Source organism: Catellatospora sp. TT07R-123 (assembly GCF_018327705.1).
Taxonomy (GTDB): domain Bacteria; phylum Actinomycetota; class Actinomycetes; order Mycobacteriales; family Micromonosporaceae; genus Catellatospora.
The window spans coordinates 1,390,995-1,409,156 of the sequence record NZ_BNEM01000001.1; the positions used below are offsets into that span (position 1 = coordinate 1,390,995).

The following is an 18,162-nucleotide window of genomic DNA, read 5'->3' on the forward strand; positions in this document are numbered from 1 at the left end:
AGCAGTTTCCCCGAGACTGCGGCTACCCACCGGCCGACGCACCCCCTGCCCCGGAATGGGATCAGAGTGTGTGAAGTGTGCGGGCCAGGATGTCGACGGCCGCGGGATAGCTCGCCCGGCTCGGTGTGGCGTACCCGATGATCAGGCCCGGCGCGGCGCCCTCGGCCGGGTGGTGCCGGTGCGGACCCAGCGCTCCCACCGCCAGGCCGCGCGCCGCGGCGCCCGCCACCACCTCGGCCTCACTCGGGCCGTCCGGGGGCAGGCCGACGAGCGCGTGCATCCCGGCGGCGATGCCGTGCAGCCGGTGATGCCGGCCGAGCCGGTCGATCAGCAGGTCCCGGCGGCGCCGGTAGTTCAGGCGGCAGGAGCGGACGTGCCGGTCGTAGTCGTGGGTGCCGATCAGGTCCGCGAGGGCCAGCTGGCCGATCGACTCGGTGTGCAGGTCGGACAGCCGCTTGGCCGCCGCGAGCGGTCCGACCAGCCGCTCGGGCAGCACCATCCAGGCCAGCCGCAGTGCCGGGCCCAGGGTCTTGGCCGCGGTGCCGATGTAGACGACCTGCTCCGGCGACATCGCCTGGAGTGCGCCGACCGGCTGCCGGTCGTAGCGGAACTCGCCGTCATAGTCGTCCTCGATCACGATCGCGTCGTGCGCCCGGGCCCAGGCGACCGCGGCCCGGCGCCGGGCCGGGTGCAGGGTCACCCCCAGCGGGTACTGGTGCGCGGGGGTCAGCACCGCCGCCCGCGCCGCCGCGAGGCCGTCACGGCCCAGCAGGTCGGTGCGGGCGCCCAGGTCGTCGACCGGCAGCGCGAGCACGTCCGCGCCGTGGTGGCGGACCACTTCGCGATGGAACGGCAGGCCCGGGTCCTCCATCGCGATCGGGCCGCCGAGCGTGCGCGCGAGCAGCCCAAGAGCCTGGACGTACCCGGAGCAGATGATCATGTGCTCCGGGTCCGCCAGCACGCCCCGGGCGCGTCCCAGGTAGGCGGCCAGGGCGGCGCGCAGCTCGGGGCGGCCGCGCGGATCGCCGTAGTCGTACGCCGACACCGGAGCCGCGGCCAGGGCGCGGCGGGTGGCCCGCAGCCACGCGTCGACCGGGAAGGTCCCCACCTCCGGGCTGCCCGGGCGCAGGTCGTAGCGCGGCGCGGCGGGTGCGGCGGGCGCGGCGGCGGGCGCGGGCCGCGCCGGCGCACCGGCCACCTCGGTGCCGGAACCGACCCGGGCGCTGAGGTAGCCCTCCGCGGTGAGCTGCTCGTACGCGGCGGCGACGGTGTTGCGGGCCAGGTGCAGCCCGGCGGCCAGCGCCCGGGTCGACGGCAGCCGGGTCTGCGGCGCGAGCCGCCCGGACCGGATCGCCTCGCGCAGCGCGTGTTCCAGCGCCTGGCGGCGGCCGCCCGCAGCGTCCAGGTCCAGATGCAGGTCGACAGAATTGGCCCACTCGATACTCACACGATTGGACCTTAGTATGGAGCCACTCTCCTCGTAAATTAATGGTCATGACGAACACCTACCTCGACATCCCGGTCCGCGTCGCCGTCGGGAAGCTCGCTCCGCACATCAACAAGGCCATGAACGCCCTCGACACCGCCTCCCGCGAGGTCAGCCTGGAGGCCGGGCTGCTGGAGCTGGTGCGGGCCCGCGCCTCGCAGCTCAACGGCTGCGCCTACTGCGTGGACACCCATTCGCAGGACGCCGTCAACGGCGGCGAGGACCCCCGCCGGCTGTACGCGCTGCCGGTGTGGCGGGAGACCCCGTTCTTCACCGAGCGCGAGCGCGCCGCCCTGGCGCTGACCGAGGCGATGACCAGGCTCACCGAGGCGCCGGTCGGCGACGACGTCGTCGACACGGCCGCGAAGCACTTCGGCGAGACGGAGCTGGCCGAACTCATGTGGACGATCACCGTGATCAACGCCTGGAACCGGCTCGGCGCCGCCGCCCGGCCCTGGCCGCTGTCGTGAAGCCGCACGGTCGCTGGTCTCCCGCCGCCGCGGGCGGGCAGACCAGCGACCCCGCGGCCGCGGTCAACCGGCACGCGGCCACCCTGCGTGAGCTGCACCGGCCCGGCACCCCGCTGCTGCTGCCGAACGTCTGGGACTGCTCGTCGGCGCGGGCGGTCGTCGCCGCCGGGCTGCCCGCCGTGGCCACCAGCAGCGCCGCGATGGCCGACAGCCTCGGCTACCGCGACGGTGAGGCGGCGCCGGTCGGGCTGCTGCTCGACGCGATCGCCCGCATCGCCGCCGCGGTGGGCGTCCCGGTCACCGCGGACCTGGAACGCGGCTACCGGATGACACCCGCCGAGCTGGTCGAACGGCTCGCCGCCACCGGTGCCGCCGGGTGCAACCTGGAGGACTCCGACCCCGGCACCGGCGAACTCGTCGACGCCGGGCGGCAGGCCGACCTGCTGGCCGAGGTACGCGCCGCCGCTCACGACCAGGGCATCGACCTGGTGCTCAACGCCCGCATCGACACGTACCTGCGCCCGGCGGGTGACCCGGCGGCGCTGCTGGACGAGACCGTCCGGCGGGCCCGCCGCTACCACGCCGCCGGGGCCGACTGCGTGTACCCGATCGGGCTGTCGGCACCGGACGCCGTCGCCGAGGTCGTCGCCGCGGCCGGGGCACCGGTCAACATCCTGGCCCGCAGCGGCGGCGGGCTGGGCGGGCTGGCCGCGCTCGGCGTCGCCCGCATCAGCTTCGGGCCGCACCTGTACCGCGCCTGCCGCAGCCACCTGGAGCAGCAGGTCGCCGACTACCTCGCGGACGTCGCACCCGTACACCCATGAGTCGAACACCACCTGGAGCGCAGTGATGACAGACCTCGCCACCCCGGCCCGAGCCGGGTTCCACCCCGCCGACAGCATCGAAGGCGTGACCATGGGCACGGGCAGCACCGCCCGGTTCATCGCCCCGGGCACCGCCACCCAGGGCAGGTTCGGCCTGTTCGAATGGGTCGCGGCGCCGCGCACCGGCGCCACCGACGCCCACCTGCACAAGACCTTCTCGGAGTCGTTCTACGTCACCTCCGGGGAGCTGACCCTCTATGACGGCGCGCACTGGATCACCGCGCGCAGCGGCGACTTCCTGCACGTACCCGAGGGCGTGGCGCACGGGTTCCGCAACGACACCGACGAGCTCGCGTCGATGCTGGTGCTGTTCGCACCGGCGCCGCCGCGCGAGGCGTTCTTCCGGGAGCTGGCCGAGATCGGGGCGTCCGGTCGCACTCTCAGCGAGGAGGAATGGATCGAGTTCTGGGCGCGGCACGACCAGTACCAGGTGAAGCTCGGCTGAGCCCGGTCAGGGCACGCGGGTGACGCCCTCGGCCGCGACGATCCGGTCCACCGCGTCCGGGCCGAGGTTCGCGACGATCACCGGGGTCGCCCGCGCCGCCAGCGGCGCCAGCAGCCAGCTCACCGGGTCGGCGTGCCTGGCGGTGTCCACCAGCAGCCGGTCCCCGGGCCGCAGCTCCAGCCAGTGCGCGATGCCGCCGGCCAACCTGGCCCACTCCTGGAAGGTCGTGCCGTCGGGGGTGGCCGGATCGGTGCCCGCGATCGACCGGTATGCCGGGGTGTGGGCGGCGAACCGGCCCACCTCGGCGGCGTAGTCGAGGTAGCCGTCCGGGACCTCGGCCAGGGCGGCGTCCCGGGCGCCGAGGCCGAGGACGTACCGGTGCCGCGCCTCGGGCACGGTCTCCAGCCAGCTGCCCACCCGGTCGCGGGCCGCGAACACGGCGTCCAGCGGCTCGGTGCCACCGCGGTCGTCCAGGCCCGCGGTCGCCCATGACCGGTACGACACCGCGACACCGATCGACCAGGCACCGAGCACCACGGCGGCGGTCTGCCAGTGCGGCGGCAGCAGCACCGCGATCCGATCCCCGGCGGTGAGCCCGCACCCGTCGCGCAGCAGGCTCGCGGTCCGGGCGACCCCGTCGGCCAGCTCCGCGGCACTCAACTCGATCCGCTCACCGGTGGCCTCGTCCCGGTAGACCAGCAGCGGCCGCCCGACGGCGTCCGTGGCGGCCAGGGCGGCGGCGCCCGATCCCTGCACAGCGACCTCCCGGCAGCGAGAACGAGCACCCAGCCTAGCCCACCGCCCCCGCCCACCCGCCCAACACCGCAACAGCCCCGGCCGCTCCACCACGCTCGCCCGAACACCCTCAAGATCGGCCAAGTTGCCGGGCAAACGTGGGAAAGAAGGGCCCTCATTCGCCCGATTGCCCGGCAACTCGGCCGGTCTTGGGTCCGGCCACCGGCGGGGGGTGGCGGAGCATGTGGGCGGTGTGCTGGATGATCGCGGCGACGGGGGCGGCGATCATGACGCCGATGATGCCCGCGAGCAGGCCGCCGACGACCGTGGACAGCAGGATCGTGAGCGGTGCATGCGCAGGGCGGCGCCGTACGCGAAGGGTTGCAGCATGGTCTGGAGGGTGCCGTTGGCCAGGCACACCACCACGATCATGAGCAGCGCGGTCTGGGCGCCGCCCGCCGCCAGCGCGATGAGCACCGCGTACGCCCCGGCGACCCACGCCCCCAGGTACGGCACGTAGTTGCCGAGCAGCGTGATCACGATGAGGGTGCCGATCAGCGGCACGCCCAGCGCGAAGGCGCCCAGCGCCACCACGGCGGCGTTGAACGCGCCGAGCAGGGTCAGCCCGACGACGTACCCCCGGATGATCTTCCCGATCTGGGCCAGCCACGCCGGGCCCAGCGGCACCCACGGCACCGCCGCGCGGGCCATGGCCGGGCCGTCCTTGAGCATGAAGAAGGTCGTGAACAGGAAGACGAAGCCGATGATGAACAGGCTCGCCAGGCCGCCGAGCAGGCTGCCCAGCGGCGGGCCGAGGCCGGAGATCAGGCTCGCCGCGTGCGTGGACACCGACGTGCGGGCCGCTTCGGCCAGCGAGCCGGCCAGGCCCACTGACGCGAGCACGTCGCGCAGCTGGGCGACGCCCTTGCTCAGGGCCGCCGACAGCTCGCTCCACTGGCTGGCCAGGCCTTTGACGACGAGCAGCAGCACCCCGACCGCGACCAGGAGCAGCAGCAGGATCGCCAGCCCGGCCAGCATGCCGCGCTTGAGCCCGCGCCGGGCCAGGGCGTCCACGGCGGGGGTGAGGGCCAGCGACACGCACAGCGCGGCGCCGAGCGCGACGGCCAGCGGTTTCAGCAGGATGATCAGGAAGACGACGGCGGCGGCCACCAGTCCGATGCCGACCAGGGACCAGGCTTTCGCGCCGGTCGTACGCAGGGAGTCCATGCGCTCGCCTAACGGGTCAGGTCGGGTTCGGGGCGGGAGGTGGTCGGGTCCTCGCCGAGGTCGGTGGTGCGCTGGTCGAGGGTGTACAGCAGGGCCAGGGCCGGGACGACCAGCAGCAGCGCGATCACCGCCCAGATCAGCAGCCAGCGCAGCGTCGCGGGGGCGCCCGCGCCGTCGGCGATGGTGAGCGTGAACGGCAGCAGGTACGGCGCCTGCGCCACCGCCCAGGACCAGATCAGGGCGGCCACCCCGGCGGCGGCGACCACGCGCAGCCCGCGCACCACCGCGCGGCGGGCCAGCCACATCGTCGCGCCCAGCGCGATCACACCGATGAGCAGCAACGGGATGCTGCGGCTCACGAGCCGGTCGAACATCTGCCGGTTGTCGCCGCGCAGCGCGATCGCGGCGGCCAGCCCGACGGCCAGCCCGACCACCGCCATGACCACGGCCCGGGTCCAGAAGTAGCGCTCCAGGTCGGGCAGGTCGCGGCGGCGGGCCTCGGCGACCAGGTACACGGCCGACAGGAACGCGCCGGTGGCCACCGCGAGCACGCCGGTCAGCACCGAGACCGGGTTCCACCAGCTGGTGATCTCGTTGCCCGCGGCGTTGCCGACCGGGACCCGCCCGGCGACGATCCCGCCGAGCACGGCGCCCAGGAAGAACGGGGTGAGGATCGAGCCGAGGCCGAACAGCCAGCCCGCCAGGTGGCGGCGTCCGGCACGGGCGGCGTCCTTGCGCAGCGCGAAGCTGGCCCCGCGCAGCACGACACCCAGCAGGGCCAGGCACAGTGGGATGAACAGCGTCGTCATGATCGAGGCGAACGCGATCCCGAACGCGGTCCAGGTCAGGATCACGATGAAGATCAGCCAGACGTGGTTGGCCTCCCACACCGGCGTGACCGCGGTGTCGATGAGCTGGCGGGGGCGGCGGCCGCTGTCGCGGTCGCCGGCGAGCAGGTCCCAGAGCCCGGCGCCGTAGTCGGCCAGGCCGGACCAGGCATACAGGGTGATCGCGATGACCAGGACCGCGGCGACGGCTCCCGCGGTGCTCATGCGGCGGTGCTCCGGTCGAGGCCGGGGCGGGGGCCGTACACGGCGGCGGTGTCGTCGGCGTGGTCGGCTTCCCGCCAGCGGCGGGCCATGGCGCGCAGCACGGTGATGGTGGCGGCGGCCAGGAACAGGTAGAGCAGGGCGACCACGGTGAGGCTGACCCAGACGCCGTCGGAGTCGGTGACGGCCTGCGAGGTCCGCATGACGTTGTAGACGATCCACGGCTGGCGGCCGACCTCGGTGACGATCCAGCCCGACTCGACCGCCAGGACGGTGAGCGGACCTGCCGCGATCGCGCACCACAGGAACAGCCTGCTGCTCGGGACCTCGCGCTTGCGCCAGTACAGGAACGCGTACCACAGTGCCAGCACCATCAGCAGCGACGCGATGGTGACCATGATGTCGAACGCCCAGTGCACGATGTTGATGTTGGAGGGCAGGTCGGCGGGCGACACCGCGTTCAGCCCCTGCACGTAGGTGTTCGGACTGAAGCCGACCAGGATCGAGTTGAGGTCCGGGATGCTGATGCCGCCGCTGACGGTGTTGGTCGCGGGGTCGTACCGGCCGAACATGACCTCGGGCTGGTGGGTGCCGGACTGGGTGACCACCTCCATCGCGGAGAACTTCGCCGGCTGGGCCGTGGGCAGCCAGCGGGCGATGGTGTCACCGGCGATGAACTGCAGCGGCGTGGCGATCGCGGCGACGGTGAACGGGATGAGGAAGCCGAGCCGGTGGTAGCGGTCGCGGCGGCCCTTGAGCCAGCCGACCGCGTACACGGAGGCGACCAGGAATCCGGCGGCCATGTACGTCGCGAGCAGGAAGTGCGTGAACTCGTACGGCAGCGCGGGATTGATGATCGCCGCGATCGGGTCGATGTTCGTGGGGCGGCCGTCGGAGCCCATGGTGAACCCGGCCGGGGTGTTCATCCACGAGTTCGCCGAGATGATGGAGAACATGCCCAGCAGGGCGATGAACGGGATCGGCAGGCCGAGCTTGAAGTGGGTCCACGGCTTCAGGCGCCGCCAGCCGTAGATGTAGATCGCGACCAGGATCGCCTCCAGGAAGAAGGCGATGCCCTCGATCGCGAACGGCAGCCCGAACACGTCGCCGAAGACGCCGGTCAGGCCGGGCCACAGCAGGCCCATCTCGAACGACAGCACGGTGCCCGACACCGCGCCGACGGCGAAGGTGAGCCCGGCGACGTGCGACCAGCGGCGGGCCAGCCGCAGCGCGACCGGGTCGTCGCGGCGCAGGCCCTTGTGGTGGGCGATGAGCATCAGCGTGGGCAGCGCGACCCCGAGCGGCACGAAGACGATGTGGAACATCAGCGTCAGTGCCATCTGCTGGCGCGCCGGCAGCAGTTGCGCGGGCTGGTCCGACAGCAGCCAGTCACGCATGGTCTCCCCCGTCCTCAGGCGATTATTCGCCCATAGCCTCACGATATCGGCGTTAGGCGGACAGAGATGGCCATGTGGTGGAAAAGGTCAGGACAGCGGAAAGGTCAGGACAGCCAGGGGTCGCGCCAGCCGCCGACCTCGGCGACCAGGGCGTCGGCGGCCTGCGGGCCCATGCCGCCCTTGGCGTACGGGTGCACCGGCGGCGGCGAGTCCAGCAGCGGCTGCATGATCCGCCACGTCTCCTCCACCCCGTCCTGCCGGGTGAACCGCATGCTGTTGCCGACCAGCGCCGCCTGGAGCAGCACCTCGTACGGCGTGGCTCCCTCGCCGCCCTCGCGGGCGAACTCGACGTCGGCGCTGACGGCCTGCGGTTCGGCGGAGTCGGCGCGCTTGGCGTCGAACCAGTACCGGATGCCCGTGCCGGGATCGAGGCGCACCACGATCTCGTTGGTCTCCGGCTTGCGCTCGAACGGCAGCCGCAGCCCCAGCCGGGGCGGCTTCTTGAAGATCAGCCGGAACTCGGTCTGCGTCGTCGAGAGGCACTTGCCGGTACGGATGAAGAACGGCACCCCCGACCAGCGCCAGTTGTCGATGTCCAGTCGCAGCGCCGCGTACGTCTCCGTAGCCGAGTCCTTCGCGACCCCGTCGATGCCCAGATAGCCTTCGTACTGGCCGCGCACGTACTGCGCCGGGGCGGCGGTGTTGACCGCCTTCCACAGCGCGACCTGTGCGTTCTTGATGGTGTCCGGGTCCGGTCCGGCCGGGGCCTCCATCGCCCCCGCCGACACCACCTGCATCAGGTGGTTGACGACCACGTCACGCAGTGCGCCGACCGGATCGTAGAAGTGGCCCCGGTCTTCGACCCCGAAGTCCTCGGCCATCGTGATCTGCACCGAGTCGACGTAGTTGCGGTTCCACACCGGTTCCAGGAACGTGTTGGCGAACCGCAGGTAGAGCAGCTCGTCCAGGCCCATCTTGCCCAGGAAGTGGTCGATGCGGAACAGCTGCGGCTCGGCGATGTACTGGTGCAGCTCGTCGGCCAGCGCCCGCGCGGACTGCTGGTCGTGGCCGAACGGCTTCTCCACCACCACCCGGCCCCCGCGCACCAGCTTCGCGTCGGCCAGGCCCTTGATGACCATCCCGAACAGCGACGGCGGGATCTCCAGGTAGTACACCGGGGTGCGCACGTCGCCGATCGCCGCCCCGACCCCGGCGTACGTGCCGGGGTCGGCGAAGTCGCCCGCGAGGTAGGACATGCGGCCCATCAGGCGCTCGTACACGTCCTCGTCGACCTTGTCGCCCTTGCCCTCGATCGCGGCGCGAGCGTGCTCGCGCAGGTCCTGCTCGGTCCACGGGTCGGCGGCGACCCCGATGATCGGGCAGTCCAGCAGGTTGCGCGCCTCCAGCCGGTACAGCGAGTGGAACGTCATCACCTTGGCGAGGTCGCCGCTGATACCGAAGATGACGAAGACGTCGGCCGGTGCCGCGGCCGGTGCCGCTGGTGCGGTCATGGCGGTCAGCCTTTCTGGCTCGGACAGGGTTCGAGGTGTGCCCGGGTCAGGCCGGGCTGACGCCGTCGTAGGCGATCGGCAGGTGGACGGGCCCGCGCAGCACCGGGCTGGGCCGGTACGGCGGCGGGTCCGCCAGCAGGCGCGGGTTGTCCAGCCGCCTGGCCAGCTCGGTGAGGGCCAGCTGGGCCTCCAGCCGGGCCAGCGGCGCGCCGAAGCAGTAGTGGACCCCGCTGGCGAACGACAGGTGCACGTTGTCGCGCCGGTCGGGGTCGAAGCGGTCGGCGTGCGGGATGCAGGTGCTGTCGTGGTTGCCGGAGGCGAGCATCACCGAGATCGGGTGTCCCTTGCGGATGGTCGCGCCGCCCAGCTCGATGTCGTCGGTCGCGGTCCGGAACGGCAGGATGTGCACCGGCGGCTCGTAGCGCAGCAGCTCCTCGACCAGCCGGATGCTGAAGTCGGGTTCGGTGCGCAGCCGCTGCAGCACGTCCGGGTGCCGTTGCAGGGTCAGCCAGCCGTTGGTGATCAGGTTGACGGTGGTCTCGTGCCCGGCGATCAGCAGCAGCACGAGCGTGCCGAACAGGTCGGCGCCCTCCAGCCGCCCGTCCGGGCCGTCGTCCTGGACATACCCCGAGATCATGTCGTCGCCGGGTTCGGCCCGGCGGCGCTGCGCCAGCTCGAACATGTAGTTCGCCATCGCCTGGACCGCGTCGCCGCGCTCCTTCAACTGCTCCGGCGTGGGATTGCCCAGCGAGTTGACGATCGGCTCCACCCACGCGCTGAACGTGGGCTCGTCCTCGGGCGGCACCCCGAGCATCCGGCAGATGACCGCCACCGGCAGCGGGTAGGCCACGTCGTCGACGACGTCGGCCTCCTGCTTGTCCGCCAGCTTGTCGACCAGCTTGCCGACGATGCCCTGCATGGCCGGCACGAAACTGTCGACGTAGTCGGGCCGGTGCGGCGGCCCGAACTGCCGCATGGCGATGCGGCGCAGGACGTCGTGCCGGGGCGGATCCGTGCGGATGAAGCCCGTCGCCCCTCCGCCCGCCTCAGCGGGCGGGCGCATGGCGGCGAACTCGGGCAGGAGATTGCTCGGATCGGAACTCAGCCGCGGGTCGTGCTGGAGCGCGAGCACCTCGCGATAGGTGCTGACCACGAAGGTGCCGTCGGCCTCCTGCCACACCGGCTGGGAGCGCAGCTTCTCGTACAGCGGCCACGGGTTGGCCCGGTTGGCGTAGTCGAGGATCTCGTCGTAGAGGCTCGGTTCGGTCATCGCGGTCGCTCCTGCTCAGCGTCGGCGGGCGTTGCGGACGAGAGTGGCCCGGCGCTCGCTGGGGTCGTGGCCGGTGACCACGACGGTGGCCTCCCGGCCCGGGTAGGTGCGCTCGGGGAACTCGGCGGGCACCGGGGTGCGGTCCTCGGGCGGGTTCGTCATCTCGTACGGCGGCGGGAACGGGGCAGCCTGCTCGATCAGGTCTTCGTAGAAGTCGAGCCACTTGCCCTGGTTCCAGCTGACCGCGCCGACCATCCGGCCCTTGTAGCCGTACGCCGCGACGAACTGCCGGGTGTGCACGGACCCCTGGGTGATCGCGACCTGATCGGCGAAGGTCGGCACGCCCACCGACTTGATGTTGTTGCCGAACTGGAGCGACCAGAACGCCGACACCTCCAGGTGCGGCCAGCGGTCGCTCTCGCTGCTGATCATGTTGTGCGCGGCGACCTCGGCCTGGCTGACCGCGTTGCCCCAGTGCTCCATGGCCAGGAACTGGTAGCCGAACATCGGCTGCGGCTGGCGCGCCACATCCCCGGCGACGAAGACGTCGTCGGTGACCAGCCCGTTCGCGTCGAACGCGCGGCAGCCCGCGTCGCAGGCCACTCCCCACACCCCGACCGCCAGGTTCGAGTTCTCCAGCCACTCCACGTTGCGGATGCCGCCCAGCGCGACCACGGCCACGTCGACGTCGATGGTGGTGCCGTCCGACAGCAGCGCCCGCCGCAGTCTGCCGTCCTCACCCTGAAGGGAGGTGACCATGGTGTTGGTACGCAGGTCGACCCCGTGCTCGCGCATGATGCCGCCGGCGATGCGGCCGATCACGCCGCCCAGCGCCCCGGACAGCGGGGCGGGCCCCGCCTCGGCCACGGTCACCGGGATGCCCAGCTCCACGCAGACCGAGGCCATCTCGGAGCCGGTGAAGCCCGAGCCGATCACCAGCACCCGCGACGGCTTGTTCATCAGCCGCTCGCGCAGCCCGGACGCGTCGGCGCGGGTGCGGATGGTGAACACGCCGTCCAGCGCCGCCTCCTCCGGGATGGGCCAGGGCCGGGCCCGTACGCCGGTGGAGATGAGCAGCCGGTCGAACCCGACCTCCTGCCCGTCGGCCAGGGTCACCACGTTGCGGTCGAGGTCGAGGCCGGTCGCGGCGACACCGAGCTTCCATTCGGCGTCGATCTCGCGGCGCCGCGGCAGCGTGGTGTCGGCCGAATGGACCCAGCCGGTCTGCACCTGCTTGGACAGCGGGGGCCGGTCGTAGGGCTCCTCGGGCTCGTCGCCGATCATCGTCAGCGAGCCCGCGAACCCCTCGGCCCGCAACTGCTCGGCCGCCTTCAGCCCCGCCAGCGACGCGCCCACGATCACGACGCGGCCGTCGTGCCGCAGCCGGTCGTCGCCGTGGACCGCCGTCGTCTCGGCCTGCGGCTGCGGCGGCAGATCGGCCATGTCGACCTGCAGCGCCTGCACCGGGCAGGCCGCGGCGGCCCGCAGCACCTTCTCCCGCAGCTCATCGGGCGGCGACGGGTCGAACATCAGCGCCTCGTCGCCGACCATCCGGAACGCCTCCGGCGCCAGGAACGCGCACTGCGCGTACCCCTCGCACTTCGTCAGGTCCACCACTACACGCATGTCGCAGTCCTTTTCGCCGTGTGATGTCGACGTGTTCGCCGGGTGAGGTGTGGCAGCGCCGACCGTCAGCCCTTCTGGTCCCAGTCGATGCGGGGGCTGTCGACGCGCGACGGCTCCAGCAGTTCGGCCGAGCGGTGGTCGGGCCGCAGGTAGAACTCCTGTGCCCAGGCCGCGTACGCCTTGAGCTGCGCGCCGATGCTGTCCAGCAGCTGCATGTGCACACCCAGCCAGGCGGCGAACGCGAAATCTCCGTGGATCTCGTGACGGTGGGCGCCGACCTCGGCGATCGCCGCCTTCCGGCCGATCATGGCCATGATGCCCTTGTCCCGGTAGTGGAACGGGTGCGGTGTCTTGCCGCGTGCCTCGGCCAGGATGTTGTCGGCGGCCCACCGGCCCGACTGCTGCGCGACGCTGCCCAGCTGCGGCAGCGCGGGCTCGTCGCCGGACGGGATGTTGGCGACGTCGCCGAGGGCGTACACGTGCGGGAAGCCCGGCACGGTCAGGTCGCCGCCGACGGTCACCCGGCCGCCGTGGCCGGTCGGCAGGCCGCCCGTGGCGGCGACGGCGGCGGCCTTCTCACCGCCGCCCCAGACCACCAGCCTGGTCTTGATCACTTCGCCGTCGGACAGCGTCACCTGATCGGGGTCGATCTGCTTGACGCTGGTGTTCTGCCGCAGCTCGACGCCGCGTTTGCGCAGCTGCGTGGCGGCGTAGCCACCCGCCTGAGCGGAGAAGGCGGTCAGCAGGGCGGGACCGGCATCGACCAGGATCACCTGCGCACGATCGAGCGGCAGGCCCCGGTAGGCGTGCGGCAGCACGTCGTGGATGAGTTCGCCGAGCGCACCGGCCGTCTCCACGCCGGTCGGCCCGCCGCCGACGATGACGAAGTTCAGCGCGCCCTGCTCCACCAGCTCCGGGCGCTGCTTGACGTCCTCCAGGATGGTCAGGATGCGGCCGCGTACGGCTTGGGCGTCATCGACGCTGTAGAGCGGGAACGCGTGCTCGGCCGCGCCGGGGGTGTTGAAGAAGTTGGGCTGGGCACCGGCGGCCAGGACGAGGTGGTCGGCTGCCAGGACCTGCCCGTCGTCGAGCGTGACCGTCCGGGCCTGCGGGTCGACGGCGGCCACCACCGCCTTGCGTACGGTGACGTTCGGACTGTCCCGGAACAGGCGGCACAGGTCGAACCGGATGTCCTCGGAGGTCAGCTCCGCAGTGGCCACCTGGTACAACAGGGGCTGGAACTGGTGGTATCCAGCTCGGTCTATTAGATCGACCCGTACGCCCGACTCGTTGGCCAGCCGCTTCGCGCAGGCGACGCCCGCGAAACCGCCGCCAACGATGACCACTCTCACGTCCGCATCCATCATCGCCCCGTGCTGAGTCCGGGGAGGCGATGCCTCCGCCCCCGCAGGTCATCGTCACACACCGTTGAGGATGAAAACCGCAGATCATATGAAGCTCGGCAAATCAGGCTGAGTATCAGGAACGGCGTGATGCGGTCCTGCGGGTGATGCGGGCCCAGATGGCGCGCTGTGCCCGCAGCGTCAGGAAGCCCACCACGACCAGCAGCACTATGTTGAGCAGGAGTTGCAGCAGGGAACCGCGCGCGGCCCGGAGGCTGCCCGTCGCGAGCGCGACCCCGACGTCGGCGGCGGCCGGGATCGTGGTGACCGAGACGAAGACCCCGAGCAGGGTGCTGGTGCGGATGTGGGTCAGCGCGACCATCCCGACGACGCCGGCCAGCACCGCGACCACCACCGAGAAGAAGTCCGGGGTGTCGATCAGGTGCGAGACCGGCCGCACCCCTGCGGCGTAGGCCGGCGGAATCATGGCCAGACCGCGCACCACCAGGGTGAACGCGTACGCCGCGACGATCGCCAGGCCGAAACCTGCCGCCAATGCCAGCAGCCCCTGGCGCACCCGCCAACCGGCCCGGCGGTCCAGCCCGAGCGTCACGCCCGCGATCGCGCCGTACTCCGGCCCGAGGATCATCGCCGCCACGATGAGGATCTGCGAGTTGGTCAGCAGGCCCACCGCGCCGATGACCCCGGCGATCACCAGGTACAGGTAGAAACTGGGCGCGTAGGTCGCGTCGGCGGCGATGCGCGCCTCGACCGCCGCCCAGACCGGCCCCCGCGCCATGGCACGGGGCAGCGCCGCCGCGGCGGCCTCGGCCCGGTCGGAGACGGTCAGCGCCACCGGCTGGGCGCTCAGCGACCCGTACCGGTGCACCTGCAGGTCACGCAGACCGGCCAGCACCGAGTCCACGCCACCCGGCACGACGTCGCACTCGACCAGGTCCGCGGTGGGGTCGGTGACCGCCGCACGATGCAGCGCCACGTTCACCGTGCACGCATCGGCGGCGAGCAGGGCCATGATCTGACCGGTCCGCCCCGGCGGGCTCACCAGCCGCAGATGGATCAAGTCCAACGCCAGCCTCCAGCGACGGTTCCGCGTGTCCCACGCTAGCCCGCCGCCGGGTATCGGAATCAGCAATCCGTCACTGTCGACACACGCTCGGTCATACGCTGGCGCCGTGCGCATGAATAACGCCAGGCAGGGGGCGAAGTCATGACCGCTGTCGACACGGTCGCCGACGCACCACCGAGCGCCGGAGCGGTCTCGCCCTTCCCGCCGATCGCCGAGTACGCCTTCCTGTCCGACTGCCACACCGGCGCGCTCGTCGCCGCCGACGGCTCGGTCGACTGGCTGTGCGTGCCCAGTTTCGACTCCCCAAGCGTCTTCGGCGCCCTGCTGGACCGCGAGGCGGGCACGTTCCGGTTCGCGCCGTACGGCATCGCCCACCCGACGGCCCGGTTCTACCGCCCCGGCACCAACGTGCTGGAGACGACGTGGCGCACCCCGTCGGGCTGGCTGCTGATCACCGACGCCCTGATCGTCACCGAGCGCTCCGGCGACTGCGAGGTCACCCCGCACACCCGGCCACCGGCCGACTACGACGCCGCCCACGTGCTGGTGCGCACCGCGCAGTGCCTCAAGGGGCAGGTCGAGCTGGAGCTGATCTGCGAACCGGTGTTCGACTACGGCCGTACGCCCGCCGAATGGACCCTGGCCGACGGCGACTGCTCCTCGGCCGCCACCACCGGCCCCGGCCAGACCCTGCGCCTGCGCTCCGACCTCGCGATGGGCATCGAGGGCAGCCGGGTCCGCGGCAGGCACGTGCTGCAGGCCGGCGAGCGCGCCTACTGCGCGCTGTCCTGGGGCTCGTCGACCACCGGCGTGCCCGACGAGCAGCAGGCCCAGGCCATGATCGAGGCGACCACCGACTACTGGCGCACCTGGCTGGCCGGGGCGCGCGTGCCCGACCACCGCTGGCGCGAACCGCTCCAGCGCTCCGCCCTGGTCATCAAGGGCCTGACCTACATGCCGACCGGCGCCACCGTCGCCGCGCTCACCACGTCGCTGCCCGAGACGCCGCGCGGCGAGCGCAACTGGGACTACCGCTACACCTGGATGCGCGACAGCACCTTCACCCTCAAGGCGCTGCACTGGCTCAACCTCAACTGGGAAGCCGACGAGTTCATGCAGTTCGTCGCCGACGTCGAGGCGACCGAGGACGGCTCCCTCCAGATCATGTACGGCATCGACGGCCGCCGCGACCTGCCCGAGACCACCCGCGACGACCTGTCCGGCTACGACGGCGCCCGCCCGGTGCGCGTCGGCAACGGCGCGTTCGACCAGCGCCAGAACGACGTCTACGGCGCCGTACTCGCCTCGATCCTGCTGCACACCCGGCACAGCCGCCGCCTGCCCCGGCGGCTGTGGCCGATCGTGCAGTCCCAGGCCGAATGCGCCATCAAGGTGTGGAAGCAACCCGACCAGGGCATCTGGGAGGCGCGCGGCGATCCGCAGCACTACGTGTCGTCGAAGCTGATGTGCTGGGTGGCCCTGGACCGGGCTGCGACCCTGGCCGACATCCGCGGCGACCAGGAGCAGAGCAAGGCCTGGCGCGCGGTGGCCGAGGAGATCCGCGCGGACATCCTGGCCCACGGTGTCAGCGAGCGCGGCGTGCTGCGCCAGCACTACGCCACCGACTCGCTGGACGCCTCCACGCTGCTGGCGGTGCTGTTCGGGTTCCTGCCGCCCGAGGACGAGCGGCTGCGCAAGACCGTGACGGCCATCGCCGACGAGCTGAGCGAGCACGGGTTCGTCCTGCGCTACCGCACCGACGAGACCGACGACGGCATGAGCGGCAAGGAGGGCACCTTCCTCATCTGCTCGTTCTGGCTGGTGTCGGCGCTGGCCGCGGTCGGGGACATGCACCGCGCCCGCGACATGATGGAGCGGCTGCTAGCCGTCGCCTCGCCGCTGGGCCTGTACGCCGAGGAGTTCGAGACCGAATCCGGCCGCCACCTCGGCAACTTCCCGCAGGCGTTCTCCCACCTGGCGCTCATCGAGGCCGCCGGGCGGATCATCCTGGCCGAGATACTCGAGGAGCTATAGCCGTGGACAGCTACGACGTCATCATCATCGGCACCGGGGCGGGCGGTGGCACGCTCGCCCGGCACCTGGCCGGGTCGGGCAAGCGCATCCTGCTGCTGGAGCGCGGCGACTGGCTGCCCCGCGAACCGGCGAACTGGAGCGCCGCCGACGTCTTCATCGACAACAGGTACATCTCGGCCGACACCTGGTACACCGGGGACGGCAAGCCGTTCCAGCCGCAGGTGCACTACTTCGTCGGCGGCGCCACCAAGCTGTACGGCGCCGCGCTGTACCGGCTGCGCCGCGAGGACTTCGGCCAGTTGCAGCACCACGACGGCGTCTCCCCGGCCTGGCCCATCACGTACGACCAGATCGAGCCTTACTACACCCTGGCCGAGCAGATGTACCAGGTGCACGGCACGCGCGGCGAGGACCCGACCGAGCCGCCCGCCAGCGCGCCCTACCCGTTCCCGGCGGTGTCGCACGAGCCGCGCATCCAGCAGCTCTCCGACGACCTGGCCGCGGCCGGGTACAACCCGTTCCACGCCCCGTGCGGCATCCGGCTCACCGAGACGAACATGCCCTACAGCGTGTGCGTACGGTGCGCCAGCTGCGACGGGTTCCCGTGCCCGCTGCATGCCAAGTCCGACGCCGAGGTCTTCGGCGTACGCCCCGCACTCCAGCAGCCCAACGTCGAGCTGCTCACCCACGCCGAGGTGGTGCGGCTGGAGACGAACGCGGCCGGAACCGCCGTGACCACCGTGGTCGTCGACCACGAGGGGCACGAGGAGCGCTACAGCGCCGACATCGTGGTGCTGTCTGCCGGTGCCGCCAACTCGGCCAAGCTGCTGCTCGCCTCGGCCACCGACCAGCACCCGCGCGGGCTGGCCAACGGCTCCGACCAGGTCGGGCGCAACTACATGTTCCACGACAGCCAGGCTGTGCTGGCCCTGTCGAAGGAGCCCAACCCGACCGTGTTCCAGAAGACGCTGGGCGTCAACGACTTCTACTTCCGCGGGCCCGACTTCGACTACCCCATGGGCAACATCCAGATGATCGGCAAGTCGCAGCCCGACATGTTCCGCGGCGAGAAGCCGCTCGCGACCAAGCTGGCCCCGACCTGGGCGCTGGCCGACGTCGCCCGGCACGCCGTCGACTTCTGGCTGTCGACCGAGGACCTGCCGCTGCCCGAGAACCGGGTCACGCTCAGCTCCGACGGCAACATCAAGCTCACCTACCGCAACAGCAACCCGACCGCAGCCGACCGGCTGTACCGGCAGCTCAAGTCGATGCTGGGCCACCTGGGCATGCACTCCGGCCACCTGATCCACCGGTTCGCGTACATGAAGAGCGACATCCCGATCGCGGGCGTGGCCCACCAGGCGGGCACCTGCCGGTTCGGCACCGACCCGAACAGCTCCGTGCTCGACGCGAACTGCAAGGCCCATGAGCTGGACAACCTGTACATCGTGGACACCAGCTGCTTCCCGAGCATCGGCGCGGTCAACCCGGCGCTGACCGCGATGGCCAACGCGCTGCGCGTCGGCGACCACCTGCTGCAACGCCTGGGCGTCCAATCCGTCGCCACGACCGCGGGCGGTCCGGACCAGGCCCGCTGA

General features: G+C 71.8%; 15 protein-coding genes. 5 read left to right on the plus strand and 10 right to left on the minus strand.

Going from position 1 to position 18,162, the window contains the following annotated elements:
• Window positions 1–61: 61 nt before the first annotated feature.
• The gene (locus Cs7R123_RS05810) at window positions 62–1,447 is read right to left on the minus strand and encodes a PLP-dependent aminotransferase family protein (protein WP_212824028.1); all 1,386 of its coding nucleotides are present in this window, start codon (window positions 1,445–1,447) and stop codon (window positions 62–64) included.
• 47 nt (window positions 1,448–1,494) lie between these two features.
• Between Cs7R123_RS05810 and Cs7R123_RS05815 the strand changes: the two genes are divergently transcribed.
• Genes Cs7R123_RS05815 through Cs7R123_RS05825 form a run of 3 tightly spaced genes read left to right on the plus strand, consistent with a single transcriptional unit; the run spans window position 1,495 to window position 3,285 of the window.
• Window positions 1,495–1,956 carry a carboxymuconolactone decarboxylase family protein gene (locus tag Cs7R123_RS05815; protein ID WP_212824029.1) on the plus strand — a complete coding sequence of 154 codons (462 nt, stop codon included), beginning with the start codon at window positions 1,495–1,497 and terminating at the stop codon, window positions 1,954–1,956.
• Window positions 1,953–2,780 carry an isocitrate lyase/phosphoenolpyruvate mutase family protein gene (locus Cs7R123_RS05820; RefSeq protein WP_212824030.1) on the plus strand — a complete coding sequence of 276 codons (828 nt, stop codon included), beginning with the start codon at window positions 1,953–1,955 and terminating at the stop codon, window positions 2,778–2,780. Before Cs7R123_RS05815 ends, Cs7R123_RS05820 begins: the two co-directional genes overlap by 4 nt.
• A 25-nt stretch (window positions 2,781–2,805) precedes the next feature.
• Window positions 2,806–3,285 carry a cupin domain-containing protein gene (locus tag Cs7R123_RS05825; protein WP_212824031.1) on the plus strand — a complete coding sequence of 160 codons (480 nt, stop codon included), beginning with the start codon at window positions 2,806–2,808 and terminating at the stop codon, window positions 3,283–3,285.
• Between the two features lie 6 nt (window positions 3,286–3,291).
• On the opposite strand, the gene Cs7R123_RS05830 is transcribed toward Cs7R123_RS05825, so the two are convergent.
• From Cs7R123_RS05830 to Cs7R123_RS05870, 9 genes are all read right to left on the minus strand, one after another.
• Window positions 3,292–4,041: a TIGR03089 family protein gene (locus tag Cs7R123_RS05830; protein WP_244871635.1), complete on the minus strand. Its 750-nt coding sequence runs from the start codon at window positions 4,039–4,041 to the stop codon at window positions 3,292–3,294.
• A 264-nt stretch (window positions 4,042–4,305) separates the two neighbouring features.
• Entirely contained in the window at window positions 4,306–5,247 is a 942-nt protein-coding gene (locus Cs7R123_RS05835; RefSeq protein ID WP_212824032.1) for an AI-2E family transporter, read from the minus strand.
• Between the two features lie 8 nt (window positions 5,248–5,255).
• Complete coding sequence (locus tag Cs7R123_RS05840; protein WP_212824033.1) at window positions 5,256–6,299, minus strand: cytochrome d ubiquinol oxidase subunit II; 1,044 nt, start codon at window positions 6,297–6,299, stop codon at window positions 5,256–5,258.
• A complete protein-coding gene (locus Cs7R123_RS05845; protein ID WP_212824034.1) occupies window positions 6,296–7,693 on the minus strand; it encodes a cytochrome ubiquinol oxidase subunit I in 1,398 nt (465 codons plus the stop codon). Before Cs7R123_RS05845 ends, Cs7R123_RS05840 begins: the two co-directional genes overlap by 4 nt.
• Window positions 7,694–7,797: 104 nt before the next feature.
• On the minus strand, window positions 7,798–9,204 hold the full coding sequence (zwf, locus tag Cs7R123_RS05850) for a glucose-6-phosphate dehydrogenase (RefSeq protein ID WP_212824035.1): 1,407 nt from the start codon (window positions 9,202–9,204) through the stop codon (window positions 7,798–7,800).
• Window positions 9,205–9,250: 46 nt separating this feature from the next.
• Window positions 9,251–10,474 (minus strand): cytochrome P450, encoded by a 1,224-nt coding sequence (locus tag Cs7R123_RS05855; protein ID WP_212824036.1) that lies wholly within the window; start codon window positions 10,472–10,474, stop codon window positions 9,251–9,253.
• Between the two features lie 15 nt (window positions 10,475–10,489).
• Window positions 10,490–12,100: an FAD-dependent oxidoreductase gene (locus Cs7R123_RS05860; RefSeq protein WP_212824037.1), complete on the minus strand. Its 1,611-nt coding sequence runs from the start codon at window positions 12,098–12,100 to the stop codon at window positions 10,490–10,492.
• Window positions 12,101–12,165: 65 nt separating this feature from the next.
• The gene (locus Cs7R123_RS05865) at window positions 12,166–13,452 is read right to left on the minus strand and encodes an NAD(P)/FAD-dependent oxidoreductase (RefSeq protein ID WP_244871636.1); all 1,287 of its coding nucleotides are present in this window, start codon (window positions 13,450–13,452) and stop codon (window positions 12,166–12,168) included.
• A 127-nt stretch (window positions 13,453–13,579) separates the two neighbouring features.
• Window positions 13,580–14,530: a DUF389 domain-containing protein gene (locus tag Cs7R123_RS05870; RefSeq protein WP_212824041.1), complete on the minus strand. Its 951-nt coding sequence runs from the start codon at window positions 14,528–14,530 to the stop codon at window positions 13,580–13,582.
• A 141-nt stretch (window positions 14,531–14,671) separates the two neighbouring features.
• Between Cs7R123_RS05870 and Cs7R123_RS05875 the strand changes: the two genes are divergently transcribed.
• The gene (locus tag Cs7R123_RS05875) at window positions 14,672–16,564 is read left to right on the plus strand and encodes a glycoside hydrolase family 15 protein (protein WP_212824043.1); all 1,893 of its coding nucleotides are present in this window, start codon (window positions 14,672–14,674) and stop codon (window positions 16,562–16,564) included.
• Window positions 16,565–16,566: 2 nt separating this feature from the next.
• On the plus strand, window positions 16,567–18,162 hold the full coding sequence (locus Cs7R123_RS05880) for a GMC oxidoreductase (protein ID WP_212824045.1): 1,596 nt from the start codon (window positions 16,567–16,569) through the stop codon (window positions 18,160–18,162).

What these genes read in the sequence shown, in the direction of transcription:
- Cs7R123_RS05815 (WP_212824029.1), top strand. Translation starts at nt 1,495, where the DNA reads ATGACGAACACCTACCTCGACATCCCGGTCCGCGTCGCCGTCGGGAAG.
- Cs7R123_RS05825 (WP_212824031.1), top strand. Translation starts at nt 2,806, where the DNA reads ATGACAGACCTCGCCACCCCGGCCCGAGCCGGGTTCCACCCCGCCGAC.
- Cs7R123_RS05835 (WP_212824032.1), bottom strand. Translation starts at nt 5,247, where the DNA reads ATGGACTCCCTGCGTACGACCGGCGCGAAAGCCTGGTCCCTGGTCGGC.
- Cs7R123_RS05840 (WP_212824033.1), bottom strand. Translation starts at nt 6,299, where the DNA reads ATGAGCACCGCGGGAGCCGTCGCCGCGGTCCTGGTCATCGCGATCACC.
- Cs7R123_RS05845 (WP_212824034.1), bottom strand. Translation starts at nt 7,693, where the DNA reads ATGCGTGACTGGCTGCTGTCGGACCAGCCCGCGCAACTGCTGCCGGCG.
- zwf (WP_212824035.1), bottom strand. Translation starts at nt 9,204, where the DNA reads ATGACCGCACCAGCGGCACCGGCCGCGGCACCGGCCGACGTCTTCGTC.
- Cs7R123_RS05855 (WP_212824036.1), bottom strand. Translation starts at nt 10,474, where the DNA reads ATGACCGAACCGAGCCTCTACGACGAGATCCTCGACTACGCCAACCGG.
- Cs7R123_RS05860 (WP_212824037.1), bottom strand. Translation starts at nt 12,100, where the DNA reads ATGCGTGTAGTGGTGGACCTGACGAAGTGCGAGGGGTACGCGCAGTGC.
- Cs7R123_RS05875 (WP_212824043.1), top strand. Translation starts at nt 14,672, where the DNA reads ATGACCGCTGTCGACACGGTCGCCGACGCACCACCGAGCGCCGGAGCG.